The following is an 18348-nucleotide window of genomic DNA, read 5'->3' as shown; positions in this document are numbered from 1 at the left end:
GATCTTTGTGACGCCATACATCGTGCGCACCGACGCCGATGCCGACGCCATTCGTGAGCGCGTGCGCAAGAGCATGGAAGGGCGTTCGCCCGGCGCGCTGGATGGCACGCCGGTGACCCGCAAGCCACCCGACCCCGCGACGAGCGGCAACCGACCGCAGTGATGGCGGACGATCCCACGGCGGGGGTGACGGCAGCGCCCGAGCGCGACGCCCGCAGACTGCGCGACGCCGCTGCGTCGGCGCTGGCCATGCGGTTTCCGGCGCGCTGGTTGGAGGAACACGCGATTCTGCCGCTGTCGAACATCGACGGCGTAGCCGTGGTCGCGGCCGAGAGCACGATCGCGCCGGTGCTGGCCGATGTCCTGTCCCGTGCGCTGCAGGCCCGCGTGGAGGTTCATGCCTACCCCGCGGCGGAGATTCGCGCCGCGCTGGCCGCGACGCCGCGCACGCCACAGGCATCCGGCGCGCCGGGCGCCTCCCTGCAGGGCGATCACACGGAATCGCTGGACGATTTGCGCGCCTTGGCCAGTCGGGAACCGGTGATCCAGGTGGTGAACGCACTCCTTGCCGAGGCGGCACGCACCGGCGCCAGTGATGTGCATTTCGAATCGACGGCCAGCGGTCTGCGGGTGCGCATGCGCCGCGACGGCGTGTTGCACGATGTCCAGCAGCTCGGCCCCGCGTTTCAATCCGGCGTGCTGTCACGACTGAAGGTCATGGCCGGTCTCGATATCGCTGAGCGCCGATTGCCGCAGGACGGACGCGCGCGCGTGCGTATCGATGATCGGGACATCGATGTTCGCGTGTCGACCTTGCCGGCGCTGCATGGGGAGAGTCTCGTCCTCCGGTTGCTGGATAGCGGGGGGGCGCGAAGCCGCTCCCTGACCGATCTGGGCATCACGCCGGAGGTGCAGCAGGCGTGGATGTCTCTCGTGGCGCGCACCACGGGATTGCTGCTGGTGACCGGACCCACCGGCTCCGGGAAGAGCACGACGCTCTATGCGGCGCTCGCCGCGCGCAGCACGGAGGGCGTGAAAGTCGTGACGGTGGAAGATCCCGTCGAGTACCGGCTGGACGGCGTCGTGCAACTGCCGGTCAATGCGAAAGCGGGGTTCGGATTTGCCAATGCGTTGCGGGCCATCCTGCGTCATGATCCCGATGTCATTTTGGTGGGGGAAATGCGCGACGCCGAGACGGCGGAGATTGCCGTGCAGGCCGCCCTGACGGGCCACCTCGTGTTGAGCACATTGCACACCACGGACGCTGCTGGCGCATTGGCGCGGCTGTCCGAGATGGGCGTGCCACCGTACCTGCTGGCGGCCACGTTGCAGGGCGTGCTGGCGCAGCGACTGATTCGCCTGACGTGCGATCACTGCGCCGAATGGCGGCCGCTCAATCGTGAAGAAGCCGCGCTGGTGCACAGCCTCACGCCCCCGCTCGATCCGCCGGTGACGCGGGTGCGCGAGGGTCGCGGCTGCGAGCGATGCGCGCACACCGGCTACCGCGGTCGAGCCGCCATCACCGAACTGCTGGTGCTGGACGATGCGTTGCGTGCGGCCTTTGTGGACGGGGCATCACTGGATGTGTTGCGCGCCACGGTGCGCGCGCGTGGCGTTCCGTCGCTGGTACATGATGGGTGGCGGGCCATCCGTGACGGTCGCACGACGATTGCCGAGGTGACACGCGTGGTCAGCGAGGACGACGGCCGATGACGGACGCGCGCCCCGCTGGCGGCCGCTGGCGCTATCGCGCCGCGGCGGCGGATGGCGCGGCGGTGCGCGGCGAGATCGATGCGGCGTCGGAACGGGAAGCGGTCGACGCCTTGCGTCGTCGGTCGCTGTGGGTGGTGGAGCTGCTGCCGGTCGAGGGTGGGTCACGATCGTCGGGACCATCGTCGGACCGGCGCCCCGTGTCGACGCATGCGATGTGGCCGGCGTGGCGCGGCCGGTGGACCGACTCGGACGCCGATCTGGCGGTGGTCATTCGCGCACTGGCGACGCTCCTTGGCGCCGGCGTGCCGCTGCATCGCGCGTTGACGTACGCGGCGCAGGAAGCGTCCACAGACGCCCATCGCACGGCGTTTGGCGCCGTGCGTGAGGCGATCGAGCGTGGCGACTCGCTGAGCGTCGCCATCGCGGCGCAGTCGGTGTTTCCGGCAGTCTTCGCGCCACTGATCGCCGCAGGAGAAGGCTCCGGAACGCTCGACGACAGCCTGTCGCTCCTCGCTGACCATCTGGAGCGACGTGACGCACTGCGCGCCCGATTGCGCAGCGCGTTGGTATACCCGTCGATTCTCGGTGTGGCGTCGATCCTGGGTGTGGTCGTGATCCTGCTCCTCGTCGTGCCGCGCTTCGCAACCTTGATCAGCGACAACGGCGGAGCATTGCCGATGAGCACACGCCTGCTGATTGCGGTCAGTGCGGCCCTCGTCAGGGGCTGGTGGATCATGCTGTTGCTGTTGGGCGTGGTGGCGGTGGCCGCCCATCGCGCGATGCGAGACCCCTCCACGGCTCGGCGGTGGCATGAGTCCCGGCTCCGCTGGCCGCTGGTAGGGCGGCTTGAGCGCATGCAGGCAGCGGCCGGCTATACCGGCACGTTGTCGATCGGCCTCCATGCCGGCGTGTCATTGTTGGCGTCGATGGGGCTGGCGCGCGCCGTCGTGCGAAACCAGCACCTGGCGCAGGCGATGGCGGAGGCGGAGCGCCGAGTGCAGGGCGGTGCCAGTCTGTCGCAGGCCCTGTCCGGGCTGCTGCCACCGCTCACCGAGCGCTTGCTGGACGCTGGTGAGACGAGCGGCGACCTGGCCGGCATGGCGGCGCGCGCCGCCCAGGCGGCGGACGGCGAACTGCAGCGAACGGTGAATCAGGCCGTGGCGTTGATCGAGCCGGTGATGATCCTCGGGTTTGGCGGCATCGTCGGGTTTGTTGCCCTGGCGCTGCTGCAGGCCATTTACGGGCTTAACGCCGGCGTGTTGTGACGCGTCTCACGGCGCAGATCGATGCGGAAGGGTAGGCTGTTCGCGTCACCGGGTCGGCGTTTGTGTCACAGACTGCGAGTCCATACCGCCCCCTTTTGGCTTTGATACATCGGCACGGTTGACAGAATTCGACCAGTGTCCGAGCGTATACCGCAGGTGTTCGTCCATAAAACTACCGGTGATTTTCATGCCCACGCTTCCGGACGCCGATTTGCCGGACCACGAGGTTGTTGTCGACGAATCTGAGCCAGTGGCACCAAGCCGTCGTCGGTTCTTCGCGATGGGTGCCAGCGCGGTTGCCACCTTGGCCGCCAGTGCCGCGATCGACGCGCAAACGGGTCGCCCGCGCGGCAAGCCGGTTGCCAAGCCGCTGCCCGTGGGAGCCAAGCCTAATGCGTCCGCTGACTGGAAAGACCCGGTGCTGCGACTGGTGCGTCGCATCACGATGGGGCTTGAGCCGGGTGAGGTCGCCCTGGCGCGCCAGAAAGGGTTTGCCGGGTATCTCAACTATCAGTTGAACTTCTCGGCGATCGATGACAGTGCCGTGGACGCGCTGGTCGCGGCCCGTTTCCCCTTGCTGTCGCAGACGTCGGCGCAGCTCAAGACGGCTGATGGCGGCGAAGTGTACAACCAGCTGGCCGACGCGGCGGTGTTTCGCGCGATGTTTTCAAAACGGCAGCTGAAGGAGCGAATGGTCGAATTCTGGACCGATCATTTCAACTCGCTGTACGACAAGATCGGCTACCTGAAAGCGGCGGATGATCGCACGGTGATCCGGCAACACGCGCTGGGAAAATTCCCGGACATGTTGCGCGCGTCGGCCGAAAGCGCCGCGATGCTGGGGTATCTCGATCAGGCCAGCAGCCGCAAGCCGACGCCCAACCAGAACTACGCGCGCGAGATCATGGAGCTCCACACGCTGGGCGTGGACGGGGGCTATACCCAGAACGACGTGGCGCAATTGTCGCGCATTCTGACGGGGTGGAGCTACGACGGCAACGGGGTGTTTGCGTTCAACCGCAGCTTCCACGACTTCACGGCCAAGACGTTCCTGGGCGTGGATTTCCCGGCCATGCCGTCGAATGCCACCGCCGCGCAGTTCAAGTCCGAAGGCGATTTGGCGATCACGATGCTGGTGAACCATCCCAACACCGCGCGCTATATCGCCACGAAGATGGCGCGCTGGCTGCTGGCGCATGAACCATCGGCGGCCGTGGTAGACGCCACCGCCGCGGCGTATCTGGCCACTGGTGGCGACATCAAGGCGATGATTCGCACGATCCTGACCGGCACCAACCTCATGGCGTCGCCGGCCAAGTACAAGCGACCGTTTCACCTGATGGTGTCGTCGTTGCGCGCCATGGCCATCGAAGTCACCAACATCCGGTCGACGCGTCAGCGACTCGACGCGATGGACATGTCGCCATTCTACTGGGAACAGCCGGACGGGTATCCCGATCGCATCAGCTGGTGGAGCGGACTCACGTCGCAGCGCTGGAACTGGGCCAACTACATCTCCACACAGAATTCGGCCACCAACGTGCGCCTGAATTCGACCGCGATCTTCCGGACCCCGCAGGATACGGCCGACGGCGTGGTCAACCAGATCGCCGTGCGCCTGTTCGGCAACGAAATGCCGGCCTCGCTCAAGACTTCGCTGTTGGCGTACCTGCGTGGCGGCACGTACACCGACACGCGGGTGCGCGAGACCATCGCGCTGGCCGCCAGCAGTCATCAGTTCCAGTGGTACTGAGTTTTCGGGTGCCCTTCCCAATGCGCGTTCGCCGGCCACGTCTGATCAGGATTCTCACGCATGCATGACGACACGCTGGATACCGGGTGTTCAGAGTACCGCTCGCTGGCTCGCCGCGACTTCCTGATACGAGGCGCGGGGTTCGGTATTGCCGCACTGGTACCGTCGTGGCTGCCGAATGTGGTGCTGGCGCAGTCATCCTCCACACGCGACATCATCATCTCCGTGTTCCTCAGCGGAGGCACCGACGGCATGTCGTTGGTGGTGCCGTTTGGTGATCCGGACTACTACACGGGTCGTCCGAACATCGCCGTGGCCCGCCCCGACGCCGCCGGCAGCGGCCCCAAGGCCGTGGCGCTCGACAACTTCTTCGGCTTCTCGCCCGGCATGGCACCGCTGATGCCGGCCTACACGGCGGGCGATCTGCTGGTCGCGCACGCCACGGGATCGGTGGACACCTCGCGCTCGCATTTCGACGCCCAGCGCTACATCGAAGTGGGCAAGCCACAAGACCTGAATCTGTCCACCGGCTGGCTGGGTCGACATCTGGCGACGGTCACGCCGCTGCGTTCGTCGGCGCCGCTCCGCGCGCTGGGACTGACCAGCGGCCTGCCGACCACGCTGGTGGGTGGTCCCAAGACGTTGCCGATTTCCAATCCGGCCAACTTCCGTATCGATGGCAGCAGCACCACCGCCAACGCCCGGACCCAGTTTCTGGCGGCCAACTACGCGCAGACGATTGATCCGGTGAGTGCCAACGCGCTGGACACGACCAATACCATCGCGTTGCTGCAGACCATCAACTTCAGCGGATACACCACGCAAAACGGCGCGGTGTACCCCAACACCGGTTTCGGCAATTCGCTCAAGTCCTCGGCCGCGTTGATCAAGGCCGATGTCGGCGTGGAGGCCATCCATGCCTTTCTGGGGGGATGGGATACGCACACGTTGCAGGGCAACATCCCCGGGGTCGACGGTCAGGGGATGCACAACCGCATGCTGGAATTGTCGTCGTCACTGGCCGCGTTCTATGCCGACGTGATCCAGGGCACGACCGCCAACGGAGTCACGGTGGTGGTGATCTCCGAGTTCGGTCGCAACGCCCGCGAGAATGGCGACAAAGGCACGGACCATGGCCGCGGCAACGTGGCCTTCGCGATGGGCAAGAAGATCAATGGCGGACGCGTGCTGACAGACCGCTGGCCGGGACTGGCGCGCGAGAATCTCGAGTCGGGTCAGGATCTGCGCGTCACCATGGACCACCGCGATATCCTGGCGGAGATCGTGCAGAATCGACTGGGCAACTCGAATCTGTCGACGGTATTTCCGGACTATACACCGCGCAATCGGGGCGTGACGAAGCCGTAGTCTTGAAGACGGGAGACGGGAGAATGAAGACGGGAGACGCCCAGCCATCTGGATGTCTCCCGTCTTCATTCTCCCGTCTCCCGTCTCCTACGGCGACACGATGATTCTCCCACTCATCCCCGGGTGCACCGTACAGTCAAACGGATACACACCGACCGTCGGAAACGTGCGGCTCACCAGCGCGTTCGTGGTGACCAGAATGTCCGACGGGGATCCGGGCAGGCGCGGACTCCAGATCACGTTGTGATCGATGGGGGTGAACTGAAAGCGCACCGTGCCGCCAAGTTTGACCACCGTTTGCGACGGGATGAACAGCTGCGGTGCCATCGACACGTCGGCGGTGAGCGGCGCGTCGGCGATGGCCGTCACCACCAATGTGGTGGTGGCCGAGCGCACGGTGTTCCCGTCCTGCACATTCACGGTGAGTGTGACGCTGCCGACGCCAATACCAGCCACGATGCCGTTGTTCGTAATGGTGGCAATGCCCGGGCCGCTGCTGCTCCACGTCACCGCGCGTGATCCCAGCGCCACGGCACCGCCCAGTCCATCGCGCCCCACGACGGTCGCCTGCGTCCCCTGTCCGATTTCCAGCGGCGAATCGACCGTGCTGGCGACCACGGTGGCGAGCACGCCGGCCACGACGGGTGGGGTCACCGGACTATCGCCACCGCCGCATGATGTGAGCACCGCCGCGACCAGCGCGGCGCGCCACACTTTCGATACGATCTGCTTCACGTCACGCATCGTGCTCCCGCTGGTGAGGTTCGAATGACTGCCCGGAGTGCGTACCCCACTGTTGGACGACTGGCCGGCGCATTCGTTCACGCTGTGTCGCCGCGATCAGCGCGGCGGACGAGGGGCCGGGGCTTCCGGCTTGCCGCCGGGATGCCACTCTGGGCGCAGCCCGTCAGCCAGCAAGCGCAGGGCACGCGACGTCGCGCTGATCACCTGCGCCATGTGCGGCGCGTCAATCGTGGCTGGTTCATCCTTCGGATGGTGATACGGCGTCACCAGATTGAACGACGACAACGAATGGGCAGGAATGCCGATGCGCGCGAAGGCCACATTGTCGCTGCGTCCGAAGAAGTTCTGGGTCGGTCGCGGGTCGGGCACCAGCCGAATGCCGTTGTCCGCTAGCAAGTCGCCCATGGTGGAACGCTCATAACCGGTCAGCCATGCCTTGCCAAACCCGCCGGCCAGCGAATCGGCGTGCGCAATCATCTCGACATTCAGGTCCACGACGGTCTTGTCCAGCGGCCGCGCCGGATGCCCGATGTACCATCGGGTGCCAAAGCCGCCCACTTCTTCGCCTGTGATGGCCATGAACACGATGGTGCGCTTGGGGCGCGGTCCCTGACGCAGCGCCTTGGCCATTTCGATCACGGCGACCACGCCTGACGCATCATCGTCGGCGCCGTTGTTGATCGAATCGCCATCGACCGCGCGACCAAACCCGATGTGATCGTAGTGCGCCGTCACCAGCACCACCTCGTCGCGCAACGCGGGATCTGCGCCTTGAATGATCCCGACGACGTTCGCCGACCGCAGCCGATTGGCCGGTGGGAGTGAGTCCCACTGCGCCCACGACGCCACGGCACCGAGTCGCGGTTGCGATGGCATGGGCGCGCCTGCGCCGGACCCTGGCATTGCCGGTGCGGGTACCATGGCCTGCAGCGGAATCTGCTGGAGATATCCGCCCGAATCGCCGGCAGGCACAAGACCGGCCGCCTTGAACTGCGCGGCAATCCACGTGGCCGCGCGGTCACCACCGCGTGAGCCGGTGCGACGCCCTTCCATCGAGTCGGCCGCGAGAATCCCAACCTGTTTGGCAATCGTTGCCGCGGAGAAGCGATCCGAGAATACCGCGCGCGCGGCCGTCGTTGCCGCGCGCGGCACGACGTCGGCCACCAGCGCCAGCAACTGACGGTTTGGACTGACGGCCACGCGCGTGATGCCGCTCAAGTGCGCGAACGAAAAATCCGCCGCTTCGGTCCACGTCGCCGTCCCGCGACGCCACGTGAACAGCTTCGTTCCCTGCCCCATCACCATCGTGGTGCTGTCCACCCACGCCATGTCCTCCGCCCGCGGCAGCGTGCGCACCAGCGTGTCGATGCGCTGGGTGGCCGGATCGAGTTCCATCACGAACCAGCCGTCCGCCCCCTTCTGGACAAAACTCACGTGCTTGGTGCCGGGAATCTTGTGCAGTGATCGACCAATGTTGCGCGCCACAATCGTGCTGCCCGGGCGGCCGACCTTGGCGACCTGCAGCGTGCTGGGCGTGCCCAGCACGAACATGGCCCACGTCGAGTCATCGGCCTGCGCGAAGTACCCAACGGGTTTGAGATCGGGGAACAGCACCGATGGTTCCGACGCGTCCAGTGGCAGGCGCCAGAGTCGCTGCGCGGAGTCGGCTTCCACCCGAATGACCGCCAGCGCTTTGCCGCCGTCAATTGGGAAAGCCGAATACTCGCTTTCGGGTTTGGTGAGACGTGCCGGCGTGGCCAATCCGGAATTGAAGTCGTAGCGATAGATGTCCGTCTGTCCGTCGCCGCGATTGGAGGTGTAGTACAACTCCCGCGACGAGAGTGCGAACGAGGCCTGATTGTCGTAGCCGTCGCGCCGTGTGAGGTTGGCCGGCACGCCAACTTTCAGCAGACCGCCACTCATCGAGAGCGGCACGAGAAACACGTCGGCGCCGGGCGTGGCCGGAGCGGCGCGCGGCGCGGCGGCACCCTGTGCGGACGCGTGCGACGCCGACCGGCTGGCCAGTGCGACATGGACAATCGCCATGATCGCTGCGGCACGAGCAATCGGATTGGGATGTACGGGGTATGGACGAGTCATGAGAGAAAGCTACGACGTCGGCCGTTGCGCGGCACGCCCCTGTTCGGCTAGCCTCCGCTCCATGTACGTCACCCGTTTGCCCCGCCGCCCACGGACTTTGGCGCTCCTGATGGTTGCGGTGCTGCTCTCGTCGTGCGATCGCAGCGCGTCCGAGCCCACGCCACCGTCACCAACGGGCGGCATCGCCAGTCTGGCCACGGTGCCCGCCGCGCTGTTCCTGCAAGCCGGTCAGGAGCAGGCGATTGCGCTTGAGGCGCGCGACTCGGGCGGAGTCTTGCTGGCAAATCCCACGGTAACGTGGCGCTCGGACGCGCCCGCCGTGGCCACGGTGGACGCCCGCGGTCTTGTTCGTACGGTGGCCCCCGGTCAGGCGCGCATCACCGTCGCCGCGGGAACGCTGTCCGCCGTGGTGCAACTCGGCGTGACGGCCGTGGCGCCGGGGGTGCAACAATGGCGTGTCGCCCGCGCAGGGCTGACCGATAACACACTCCTCGGTATCTGGGATGACGGTCAGGGCACCACGTATGGTGTGGGGCAAAACGGCACCATCATGCGCTCGCGCAACGATGGTCCATGGGAGCTCGTGTCGTACAACACGGTGGAGACGTTGGTTGGTGTCTGGGGATCCGCGCCGAACGACATCTGGATCGTCGGCACCAACGGACTGATTTTGCACGGAGACGGCACGACCTTTCAGCCGTTCGTCAGCGGCACGACGACGACGCTGTTGGAGGTGTGGGGGCTGTCCGCCAACGAGGTGTATGCGGCGGGCGATCGTGGCACCATCCTGCGTTGGGACGGCACCCGCTGGTCTGCCCAAGGCACGCCAGTCACGGACGACCTATGGGGCATCTGGGGTGCGAACAGCAGTGCCCTGTTTGTGGTGGGCAACAACGGCGTGATCCTGCGCTACGACGGGCAGAACTGGCGACGCATGACGGTGCCTTCCGCCAATGCGCTGTTCGATGTGTGGGGCACGAGCGCCGGCAATGTGTTTGCCATCGGGACCAGTGGCACCGTCTTGCGATTTGACGGCGTGACGTGGACCCCGATGACCACGCCGGGTTTCGCGAATCTCTTCGCCATGCGGGGGCGCGCGTTCAACGACATTTATGCCGTGGGCAATACCGGCGCCTGTTATCACTTTGACGGCACCGTCTGGCGCGCCCTCGATATCGGGACGGGCCAGAATCTGCGCGCCATTACCACGCGCGCCGATGGCTCGTTGCGCATCGGGGCGTGGTGGGGAACCGTGGTGACCGTTCGCGGAGTCGGCGCGGCGGCCGTGGGAACCACCGAAGTGTCTGATCCCGCGTTGCTGTCGGTGTGGGGCGCCCCAGCGGGACCGATGTTCGCCGTGGGTCTGGGTGGCGCGATTTTCAAGCGCGACGGCACCGCATGGCGCACCGAGCCCGTGCCCGGCACCAACGATTTCTACGGCATCAGCGGCAGCAGCGCCAACGACATCATCGCCGTTGGCGATACCGGCTCGATCGTACGCTACGATGGCACGTCGTGGCGCAAACAAACCTCGCCCACCACGCTGCTGCTGCGGGCCATCTGGAGCGGTGGCCCCGGACAGTCCGTCATCGTGGGTGAGCGTGGAACGATCCTGCGTGCCAGCGGCGGCGCGTGGGCGCCGCAATCCAGCGGCACGCCGCAATTCCTGCGGGCCGTGTGGGGGAGTGATCCGGCCAATGTGTATGTCGTGGGCGACTCGGGTGTGGTGCTGCGGTTCGATGGCGGCCGATGGAGTTCGGTGAGCGTGCCGGTGGCGAACACCAAGCGATTGCGTGCCGTATGGGGCACGGGCGCCAGTGACGTGTTCATCGCCGGTGATGGCGGCACCATTCTGCGCTACGATGGTGTGCGATGGACCCCGCAATCGGTGCCCACCGCGCGCGATCTGCGCGCGCTCTGGGGCGCGGTCCCACCGAGATCTATGCGGCGGGTGACAGCGGTACCGTCTTGCGCTTCGACGGGCAGTCGTGGCGCAATCTGTCCACACCGGCCACGCGCATTATCTACGCGCTATTCGGCATTGGCGGCACGGCCCAACTGGCCGCCGTGGGAGAAGCGGCGCGGATTTTTGAAGGGCAGCCGTAGCGCCGCCCTACAGCCCCTCGCGCTCCCGAAAGGCCCGGATATGCGCGACGTGGTGATCGCCGTGCCAGGCGTACAGCGCGAGCACCTGTTCAATGCTCATGCGGCCGTTCTCTGGGTGAATCAGTCCGCGCGCAAACTGCTCCGGCGAGAGCGACTGCAGCAGCGCCACGAGGCGTTCGTGCAGTGAGGCCAGCAACGCCACCGACACCATCGGCGCGACGGCGGCCACATCGCCCTGCTGCACCCAGCGATCCTGATCGTACGGCTTGATGGTGGGCTCGTCGTCTGACAGGGCGAACTTCACGCGAAGAAACATGTTGATGTGACTGTCAGCGACATGGTGAACCAGTTGACGCACCGTCCACCCCCCGGGCCGATAGGCCCGCGCCAATGCCGGCTCGTTCAGCCCGCTCAACGCAGCCGCCAACGCGGCCGGCTGCGCCGCCAGACGTGCGATCAGCGCCGTGCGCTCGGCGGCCGAGTAGGACGCCTGTGGCGTGTGTTCGCCAATGGGATAGGAGAGCGACCCGTGCATGACAACTCCTCAAAGGGGTACCGCCGCTCGGTAACGGACCGGCGCGAGTGCGGCTCGTGGGATCATCACCGGGAAGTTTAAGGTCCCGCCAGGGCAATGTGGAGCACGCTCCGGTCTTCCGCGTGGTTGGCCCAGCGCATAGCATAGCGGACCAGCGGCGGTTGCCGCGCGTGGTCCTTTGCGAGCCTCCGGGAGCTGCCGAGATGGGTACAAAATTCCGTTTGTCGGTGATGATGTTCCTGCAGTACTTCGTCTGGGGCTCGTGGTTCGTCACCATGGGCACCTACATCACCCAGACCCTGCACTTCACCGACACGCAGGTCGGTGCCGCCTACGGCGCGCTCGCCATCGCGGCCATTGTCTCGCCCTTTTTCATGGGCATCGTGGCCGATCGGTTCTTTGCCAGTGAGAAACTGCTGGCCATCCTGCACCTGGTCGGCGGGGCGCTGATGTGGTTCCTCTCGCAGCAAACGGAGTGGACGCGCTTCTATCCGATTCTGCTGGCGTATGCGTTCTGCTACATGCCCACGCTGTCGCTCACCAACTCCATTTCTTTCCACCATGTCACCGATTCGGCGCGGGACTTCCCACTCATCCGCGTGCTGGGCACCATCGGTTGGATTGCGGCCGGCACCGTTGTCGGCAAGGTCTTGCACGCGGACAAACTGGCGCTGCCGATGATGGTCGCCGCTGGATCCAGCGTGGCACTGGGCGTTTTCGCGCTGCTGTTGCCGCCCACGCCGCCCAAGGCGGCCGGACAGGCGTTCAAGGTGCGCGACGCCCTGGGCCTGGATGCCTTGCAGCTGCTGAAACACTCGGACTTCCGGATATTTGTACTGGGTTCGTTCCTGCTCTGTATTCCGCTCCAATTCTACTACGCCTTTGCGAATCCGTACCTCAACGAGATCGGGGCACCCGATCCGGCGTTCATCCAGAGTTTCGGCCAGTGGTCGGAGATTGGTTTCATGCTGTTGCTGCCATTTGCGCTGCGCAAACTGGGTATCAAGTGGATCATGCTGGTGGGCATGCTGGCCTGGGCACTGCGCTATTTCGCGTTCAGTCAGGGCACCACCGGTCCGGTGATGTGGATGGTGTACGCGGGCATCCTGCTGCACGGTGTGTGCTACGATTTCTTCTTTGTGGCCGGGCAGATATACACGGACGAACGCGCAGGACCCAAGATCCGCGCGGCCGCGCAGGGCTTTCTCAATCTCATCACCAACGGCGTGGGCTATTTTGTCGGCGCCTCGGTGTCGGGCAGCATCGTCAGCAAGTACGCGACGGGCAGCACGGGTGCGGTGACGCACGATTGGACGCAGATCTGGCAGTTCGCCGCGCTCCTCGCGGCGGCGGTGTTCGTGGTATTTCTGTTCCTGTTCCGTCCGGCTCCCACGGCGTCGGGCACGTCCACGGCGGCGCACTGAGCGCCGTCACGTGAGTGTGACGAGCACCGCCGTGTTGGTGGAAGCCTGTTGTGATTCTGTGCATACCGCCCGCGCCGCACAGGCGTTTGGCGCGGGCCGCATTGAGTTGTGTGGACCGGGCGACGGTGGCACGACCCCGTCGTTCGGACTCATCGCGCGCTGCCGTGACGAATTGCACGTCCCGCTGCATGTGATGATTCGGCCACACACGTTGAGTTTCGTGTACGGCGACGACGACATCGATGTGATGGGCAACGATATCATCGCGGCACGCGCGCGCGGCGCGGACGGGATCGTGCTGGGGCCGCTCCACGACGACGGGAGCGTGCATCAGGAACAGCTGGCCATCTTCATCGCATTGGCCCGCCCCATGAAGGTGGCCTTTCACCGGGCCTTCGATCGGACACCGTCGGCCATGGCCGCGCTCGACGCGCTGCTGGCGGTTGGCGTGGACTACGTGTTGACAGCCGGCCACGCCGCCACCGCGCTGGAAGGTGCGGACACGTTGTCGGCCCTGCAGCGTCGCGCCGGAGCACACCTGACGGTGCTGGCCGGCGGCAGTATCCGCGGACATAACGTACGCTCCATGCTGGAACGCTCTGGGGTGCGCGAAGTGCATGCCCGGAGTACCGATCCGACAATCATCCGCGACGTCGTCGTCGCGCTTTCTTCGACCACGCCACTGGCGACGGTATCATCGACATGACGTTGAAACTCTTTCGACACGCGCACGCACGGTTGACGCCCTCGACGCTGTTGCTGCTGTGCGCGGTGCTCTCGCTGTCGTCTCGCGCGCTTTCGGCGGCTCCCGCCGCCGACTCCAGTGTTTATGCCGTGATTCCGCGCCCCACGGTCATGACGCCCATGCCGGGGCATTTCACCCTCACCGCCCGGACCGCCGTGCACGCCGACCCGACCTTCGCCGCCGTGGCGCATCGGTTCGCGCGGGATATTGCCAACGCCACCGGATTCGATCTGTCAGTAGTACGGTCCAGCGCCGCGGCGCCAGGCACGATTCGCCTGGTGCATGTGATCGGGAGCGACGCCAAGGCCCTGGGTGACGAAGGCTACCGGCTGGATGTGTCGCGCAGTGGCGTGACCGTGCGCGCCGCACATGCGGCAGGCGCCTTTTACGCGCTGGAGACGCTGAAACAGTTGTTTCCGGCCGCCATTTTCCGCGACGCCCCCATCGCCGGTATCGAGTGGCACGCGCCCGCCGTGCACATCGAGGATGCTCCACGATTTACCTGGCGCGGCGCGCATCTGGATGTGTCGCGGCACTTCATGCCGAAGGAGTTCGTGAAGAAGTACATCGACCTGCTGGCGCGTCACAAGATGAATCGCTTTCACTGGCATCTCACGGAAGACCAGGGCTGGCGTATCGAGATCAAGAAGTATCCGCGCCTCACCGACGTGAGCTCCTGCCGCGATCAGACGCTGGTGGGCCCGCATCAGGCCGATCCGGCCAAGCGGGTGTTTGACGGCAAACGGCATTGTGGCTTCTACACGCAGGATGATGTGCGCGAAATCGTCGCCTACGCGGCGCAGCGTTTCATTACGGTGGTCCCGGAAATCGAGATGCCCGGACACGCGCAGGCCGCCATCTCGGCCTATCCACAACTTGGTGTGCGACGTGACACCACCGTTGGCGTCATGCAGGTGTGGGGGGTCAGTGAGTTCATCCTCAATGCCGACGACAGCACCGTGGCATTCATGCAGGATGTGCTGCGCGAGGTGATGGCGCTCTTCCCCGGCCCGTACATCCATATTGGCGGCGACGAAGCCATCAAGAACCAGTGGAAGGCCAGTACCGACATTCAGGCGCGCATCAAGCAACTCGGCCTCAAGGACGAGCACGAGTTGCAGAGCTGGTTCATCCGCCAGATGGACAGCTTTCTCACGAAGAACGGCCGTCGCATGGTCGGCTGGGATGAGATTCTCGAGGGCGGACTGGCCGAGAATGCCACGGTGATGTCGTGGCGCGGGATGGATGGCGGCATCGCGGCCGCCAAGGCCAATCATGACGTGATCATGGCGCCAGGCAGTCACACGTACTTCGACCACTACCAGTCACGCGACCGCGCGAAGGAGCCGCTGGCGATTGGCGGTTATCTGCCCATCGATACGGTGTACGCATTCGAGCCCGTGCCCTCGTCACTCACGGACACCGAAGCGAAACACGTGCTGGGCGCGCAGGCGCAACTGTGGACAGAGTACATCCAGGATGCCAAACAACTGGAGTACATGGCATTCCCCCGCATGAGCGCACTGGCCGAAGCCATCTGGACGGCGAAGCCGCGTCGCGACTTCGCCGACTTCATGGTCCGGTTGCAAACGCACATGCAGCGCATGGACGCGATGGACGTGAATTACAGGAAGTACTAGGTACTCAGTACTCAGTACTCAGTACTTAGTACTTAGTACTTGGTACTGAGTACTGAGTCTCACCTCGGTTTCCACGTGCCCTGGGCCACCTGGGGCACAAATTTGTCGATACCGCGCGGTGGGAACTCGATAGTCTTGCCCTGCTCGGCGCTCATGTACGCGGTCATGAGCAGGCGCACCACGTCGAGCCCGTCGTGGAACGTGAGCAGCGGCTTCTCCTTGCCGAGGAATGCGCGCACGAAGTGACGGTCTTCGGCTTCGTATCCGTACGCAATCGCTTCGTTCACCACCACCGGCATCTGCCCTACTTCGGCGTTCTGCTTCTCGACAATGTCCTCGCCCGACTTGCCTTTCACGGCGCGCGAGAAGAACAGATCGAGCCCCGACTCCAGGCTGTTCCACTTCATCGAGTACTCGGGGCCCAGCAGCTCGGCGGACAACCTTAGGCCGGGTCCGACAAAACTCCAGCTGGTGGTGGCTTCACCAATGGCAATGCGGCCGTCGGGTGCTTCGAACTCGATGTTCACGCTGGCGAAGTCTTCGGACGGTGACTTGAGGTAGTCCACCCCCATCGTCTTCTTGAGCTGCGCCGCGTACTCCTTGCGCGTGAACTTGAGCGACGCGATGTGGCCGGTGACACGCTTGGGCACGAGGGTGGACAGCGATTCGCCTGGGGGCGTGAGCAGTTGGCGCACGACGAGAATCGAGTGGCACATCATGTCGTTGAGCACGCCGCCGCCCTGCAGCGCGCCGTTCCAGAACCAGGGCATGTGCGGACCACTGTGCTCTTCAGCGGCGCGCGCCAGATAGGGCCGGCCGGTCGCAGCGGCGCCGCGGCGCCAGATGAGGTTGTGTCCGACGCTGACCTGCGGCGAGAAGTACTGGTTCTCGAGATAGCCGTGCATGATGCCGGCCTTCTCCACCATCCGCAGCACTTCCTTTGCTTCAGCCACCGAGCGCGCCAGCGGCTTCTCGCAGGCGATGCCTTTGAGCGTACCCTTTCCGCTGGTCACGGCATCGCAGATTTCCTGGACGTTTTCAATGCGCGCCTGATTGGGGCCATTGAGCCAGATGGCGTCGATGGCCGGATCGGCCACCATGTCCGTGATGGACTTGTAGGGCTTGCACGCACCCACCTCAAGCTCGCGCGCGTATTTGGCGGCCGAGGCCGCGTTCTTCGCATTGGGGCTCCAGACGCCCAAGACATCGGCGTCGCGCACGAAGCGCAGGCCTTGCATGTGGAAGCGCGCATTGAAGCCGGAGCCAACGAAACCGATGCCGAGTCGTGGAGAAGACATGAGAACGTGTTGAATGGAAATGTCAGGTGCGCTGCGCGGCCGCCAGGCGCTCTTTCTCGACCAGCAGTCGCCGCAGAATCTTGCCAGATGGAGACTTCGGGATGCTGTCGACGAACTCTACCATGCGGATCTTTTTATAGGGAGACACGCGTTCGGCCACGTACGCCATGACGTCGTCGGCCGAGAGTTCGGAACGTGCCACCACGAACGCCTTGGGGACCTCACCGGCATCGTCGTCGGGCACCGGAATGACCGCCGCGTCAGCAATGGCGGGATTCGACAACAGGACCGCCTCCAGTTCCGCCGGGGCGACCTGCAGTCCCTTGTACTTGATGAGTTCCTTCACCCGATCCACGATGGCGAACCAGCCACGGTCGTCAACAATGGCGACGTCGCCAGTGCGGAACCAGCCATCGGCACTCAGACAGGCCGCGGTGGCTTCGGGTTTGTTGAAGTAGCCCTTCATCACCTGCGGACCGTGAATCCAGAGTTCGCCCCGCTCACCAACGGGGACATCCTGTTCCGTGAGCGGATCGACCAGTCGACACTCTGTGTTGGCCACCATCGGTCCGACCGACGACAGGACCACCCGCTCGCTCTCGAGCGGATGGAAGTGGGTGACCGGGCTCGTTTCCGTGAGGCCATATCCCTGCCGCACGCGCACGCCGAGTCGTTGTTCCACCGCCGTCGACAACTCGCCACCCAACGGCGCGGCGCCGCTGAACACGGTGTGCAACGCGCTCAAGTCGTACTTGGCCACCGACGGATGCTTGGCAAATGCCAGCACGATGGGCGGCACGACGTTGGCGTAGGTGACACGATAGTCCTGCAGCGTCTTGAGAAAGGCCTCGATCTCGAAGCGGGGCATCGACACCACGGTGGCGCCTTCGACGAACGCCGCCCCCATGATCACCACCATGCCGTAGATGTGAAAGAACGGCAGCACGCCCACGATCACATCATCGGCAGTGACCATCGTGGTGGGTTGTCGCATCTGGCAGAGGTTGGCGACGATATTCCGATGCGTCAGCATCACACCCTTCGGAATACCCGAGGTGCCGCTGGAGTATGGCAACGCGCACACGTCGGTGGCCGGATCGATCTCGACGTGCGGCGGCGTGTCACCATGCGCGAAGAGCTCCGCGTACGGCACGGCACCCTCGTGTTCACCAAATACGACAATCTCACGCACCATGCTGGCCAGTCGCGACGCGGCCTCGCACTTGTCGTACAACTCGGGCACCGTGAACAGCATGATGGCTTCGGAGTCGGCGAACTGCGCGCCAATTTCTTCGGCCGTGGCAATGGGATTCACCGTCGAACAAATCGCCCCGATGGACACAATCGCGTAAAACACCACGGCGAAGTCGGGTGTGTTCGGACTCACCAGGCCAACGACATCACCCTTCTTCACGCCGCGCGCGGCCAGGCCAGCCCCCACCTGCGCGATCGCCTTGGCCAAACCCGCATACGTGTACGCGCGTCCCGTGGCTGCACAGACAATCGCCGTCTTGTCGCCAAACTCCGCCGCGCGCTTGAACACGAACCCAACCAGCGGCATGTCGGGAATATCGATATCGGGATACGGGCTACGGAGGATCATCGCCTGGCTCGTGTGAGGATGGGAATGCGAAAATACCGGCCGTCGTAGGGCGGC

Annotated in this window: 13 protein-coding genes; 8 read left to right on the top strand and 5 right to left on the bottom strand. The window is 65.0% G+C overall.

The window, feature by feature from the left end; all coding sequences use genetic code 11:
- The 5 genes from IPP90_10470 to IPP90_10450 all read left to right on the top strand — a co-directional run.
- The coding region (locus IPP90_10470; GenBank protein MBL0171141.1) for a hypothetical protein at window positions 1-163 on the top strand (163 nt) is incomplete at its 5' end.
- A complete protein-coding gene (locus IPP90_10465) occupies window positions 163-1713 on the top strand; it encodes a type II/IV secretion system protein (GenBank protein MBL0171140.1) in 1551 nt (516 codons plus the stop codon). The genes IPP90_10470 and IPP90_10465, both read left to right, overlap by 1 nt.
- A complete protein-coding gene (locus IPP90_10460; protein ID MBL0171139.1) occupies window positions 1710-2978 on the top strand; it encodes a type II secretion system F family protein in 1269 nt (422 codons plus the stop codon). Before IPP90_10465 ends, IPP90_10460 begins: the two co-directional genes overlap by 4 nt.
- 187 nt (window positions 2979-3165) lie before the next feature.
- A complete protein-coding gene (locus IPP90_10455) occupies window positions 3166-4731 on the top strand; it encodes a DUF1800 domain-containing protein (protein ID MBL0171138.1) in 1566 nt (521 codons plus the stop codon).
- Window positions 4732-4791: 60 nt separating this feature from the next.
- Entirely contained in the window at window positions 4792-6099 is a 1308-nt protein-coding gene (locus tag IPP90_10450) for a DUF1501 domain-containing protein (GenBank protein ID MBL0171137.1), read from the top strand.
- An 87-nt stretch (window positions 6100-6186) separates the two neighbouring features.
- On the opposite strand, the gene IPP90_10445 is transcribed toward IPP90_10450, so the two are convergent.
- From IPP90_10445 to IPP90_10435, 3 genes are all read right to left on the bottom strand, one after another.
- Window positions 6187-6843 (bottom strand): Ig-like domain-containing protein, encoded by a 657-nt coding sequence (locus IPP90_10445; GenBank protein MBL0171136.1) that lies wholly within the window; start codon window positions 6841-6843, stop codon window positions 6187-6189.
- A 96-nt stretch (window positions 6844-6939) separates the two neighbouring features.
- A complete protein-coding gene (locus tag IPP90_10440) occupies window positions 6940-8943 on the bottom strand; it encodes a M20/M25/M40 family metallo-hydrolase (protein MBL0171135.1) in 2004 nt (667 codons plus the stop codon).
- 2113 nt (window positions 8944-11056) lie between these two features.
- On the bottom strand, window positions 11057-11584 hold the full coding sequence (locus IPP90_10435) for a putative metal-dependent hydrolase (protein MBL0171134.1): 528 nt from the start codon (window positions 11582-11584) through the stop codon (window positions 11057-11059).
- A gap of 203 nt (window positions 11585-11787) precedes the next feature.
- Between IPP90_10435 and IPP90_10430 the strand changes: the two genes are divergently transcribed.
- From IPP90_10430 to IPP90_10420, 3 genes are read left to right on the top strand one after another with little or no spacing between them, the layout of a single operon-like run.
- Complete coding sequence (locus IPP90_10430) at window positions 11788-13008, top strand: nucleoside permease (protein ID MBL0171133.1); 1221 nt, start codon at window positions 11788-11790, stop codon at window positions 13006-13008.
- A 10-nt stretch (window positions 13009-13018) separates the two neighbouring features.
- Window positions 13019-13714, top strand: a complete 696-nt coding sequence (locus tag IPP90_10425; protein ID MBL0171132.1) for a copper homeostasis protein CutC — start codon at window positions 13019-13021, stop codon at window positions 13712-13714.
- Window positions 13711-15393 (top strand): beta-N-acetylhexosaminidase, encoded by a 1683-nt coding sequence (locus IPP90_10420; GenBank protein MBL0171131.1) that lies wholly within the window; start codon window positions 13711-13713, stop codon window positions 15391-15393. Before IPP90_10425 ends, IPP90_10420 begins: the two co-directional genes overlap by 4 nt.
- 59 nt (window positions 15394-15452) lie before the next feature.
- Here the strand turns inward: IPP90_10420 and IPP90_10415 are convergent, their stop codons facing one another.
- Both IPP90_10415 and IPP90_10410 read right to left on the bottom strand, forming a co-directional pair.
- Window positions 15453-16691 carry a Gfo/Idh/MocA family oxidoreductase gene (locus IPP90_10415; GenBank protein MBL0171130.1) on the bottom strand — a complete coding sequence of 413 codons (1239 nt, stop codon included), beginning with the start codon at window positions 16689-16691 and terminating at the stop codon, window positions 15453-15455.
- Window positions 16692-16713: 22 nt separating this feature from the next.
- Window positions 16714-18294 carry a 4-coumarate--CoA ligase family protein gene (locus IPP90_10410; GenBank protein ID MBL0171129.1) on the bottom strand — a complete coding sequence of 527 codons (1581 nt, stop codon included), beginning with the start codon at window positions 18292-18294 and terminating at the stop codon, window positions 16714-16716.
- Between the last annotated feature and the right edge of the window lie 54 nt (window positions 18295-18348).

Source organism: Gemmatimonadaceae bacterium (assembly GCA_016720905.1).
Taxonomy (GTDB): Bacteria; Gemmatimonadota; Gemmatimonadetes; order Gemmatimonadales; family Gemmatimonadaceae; genus Gemmatimonas.
The sequence above is the reverse complement of the archived record's forward strand: the minus strand, read 5'-3'. Positions and strand labels throughout refer to the sequence as shown.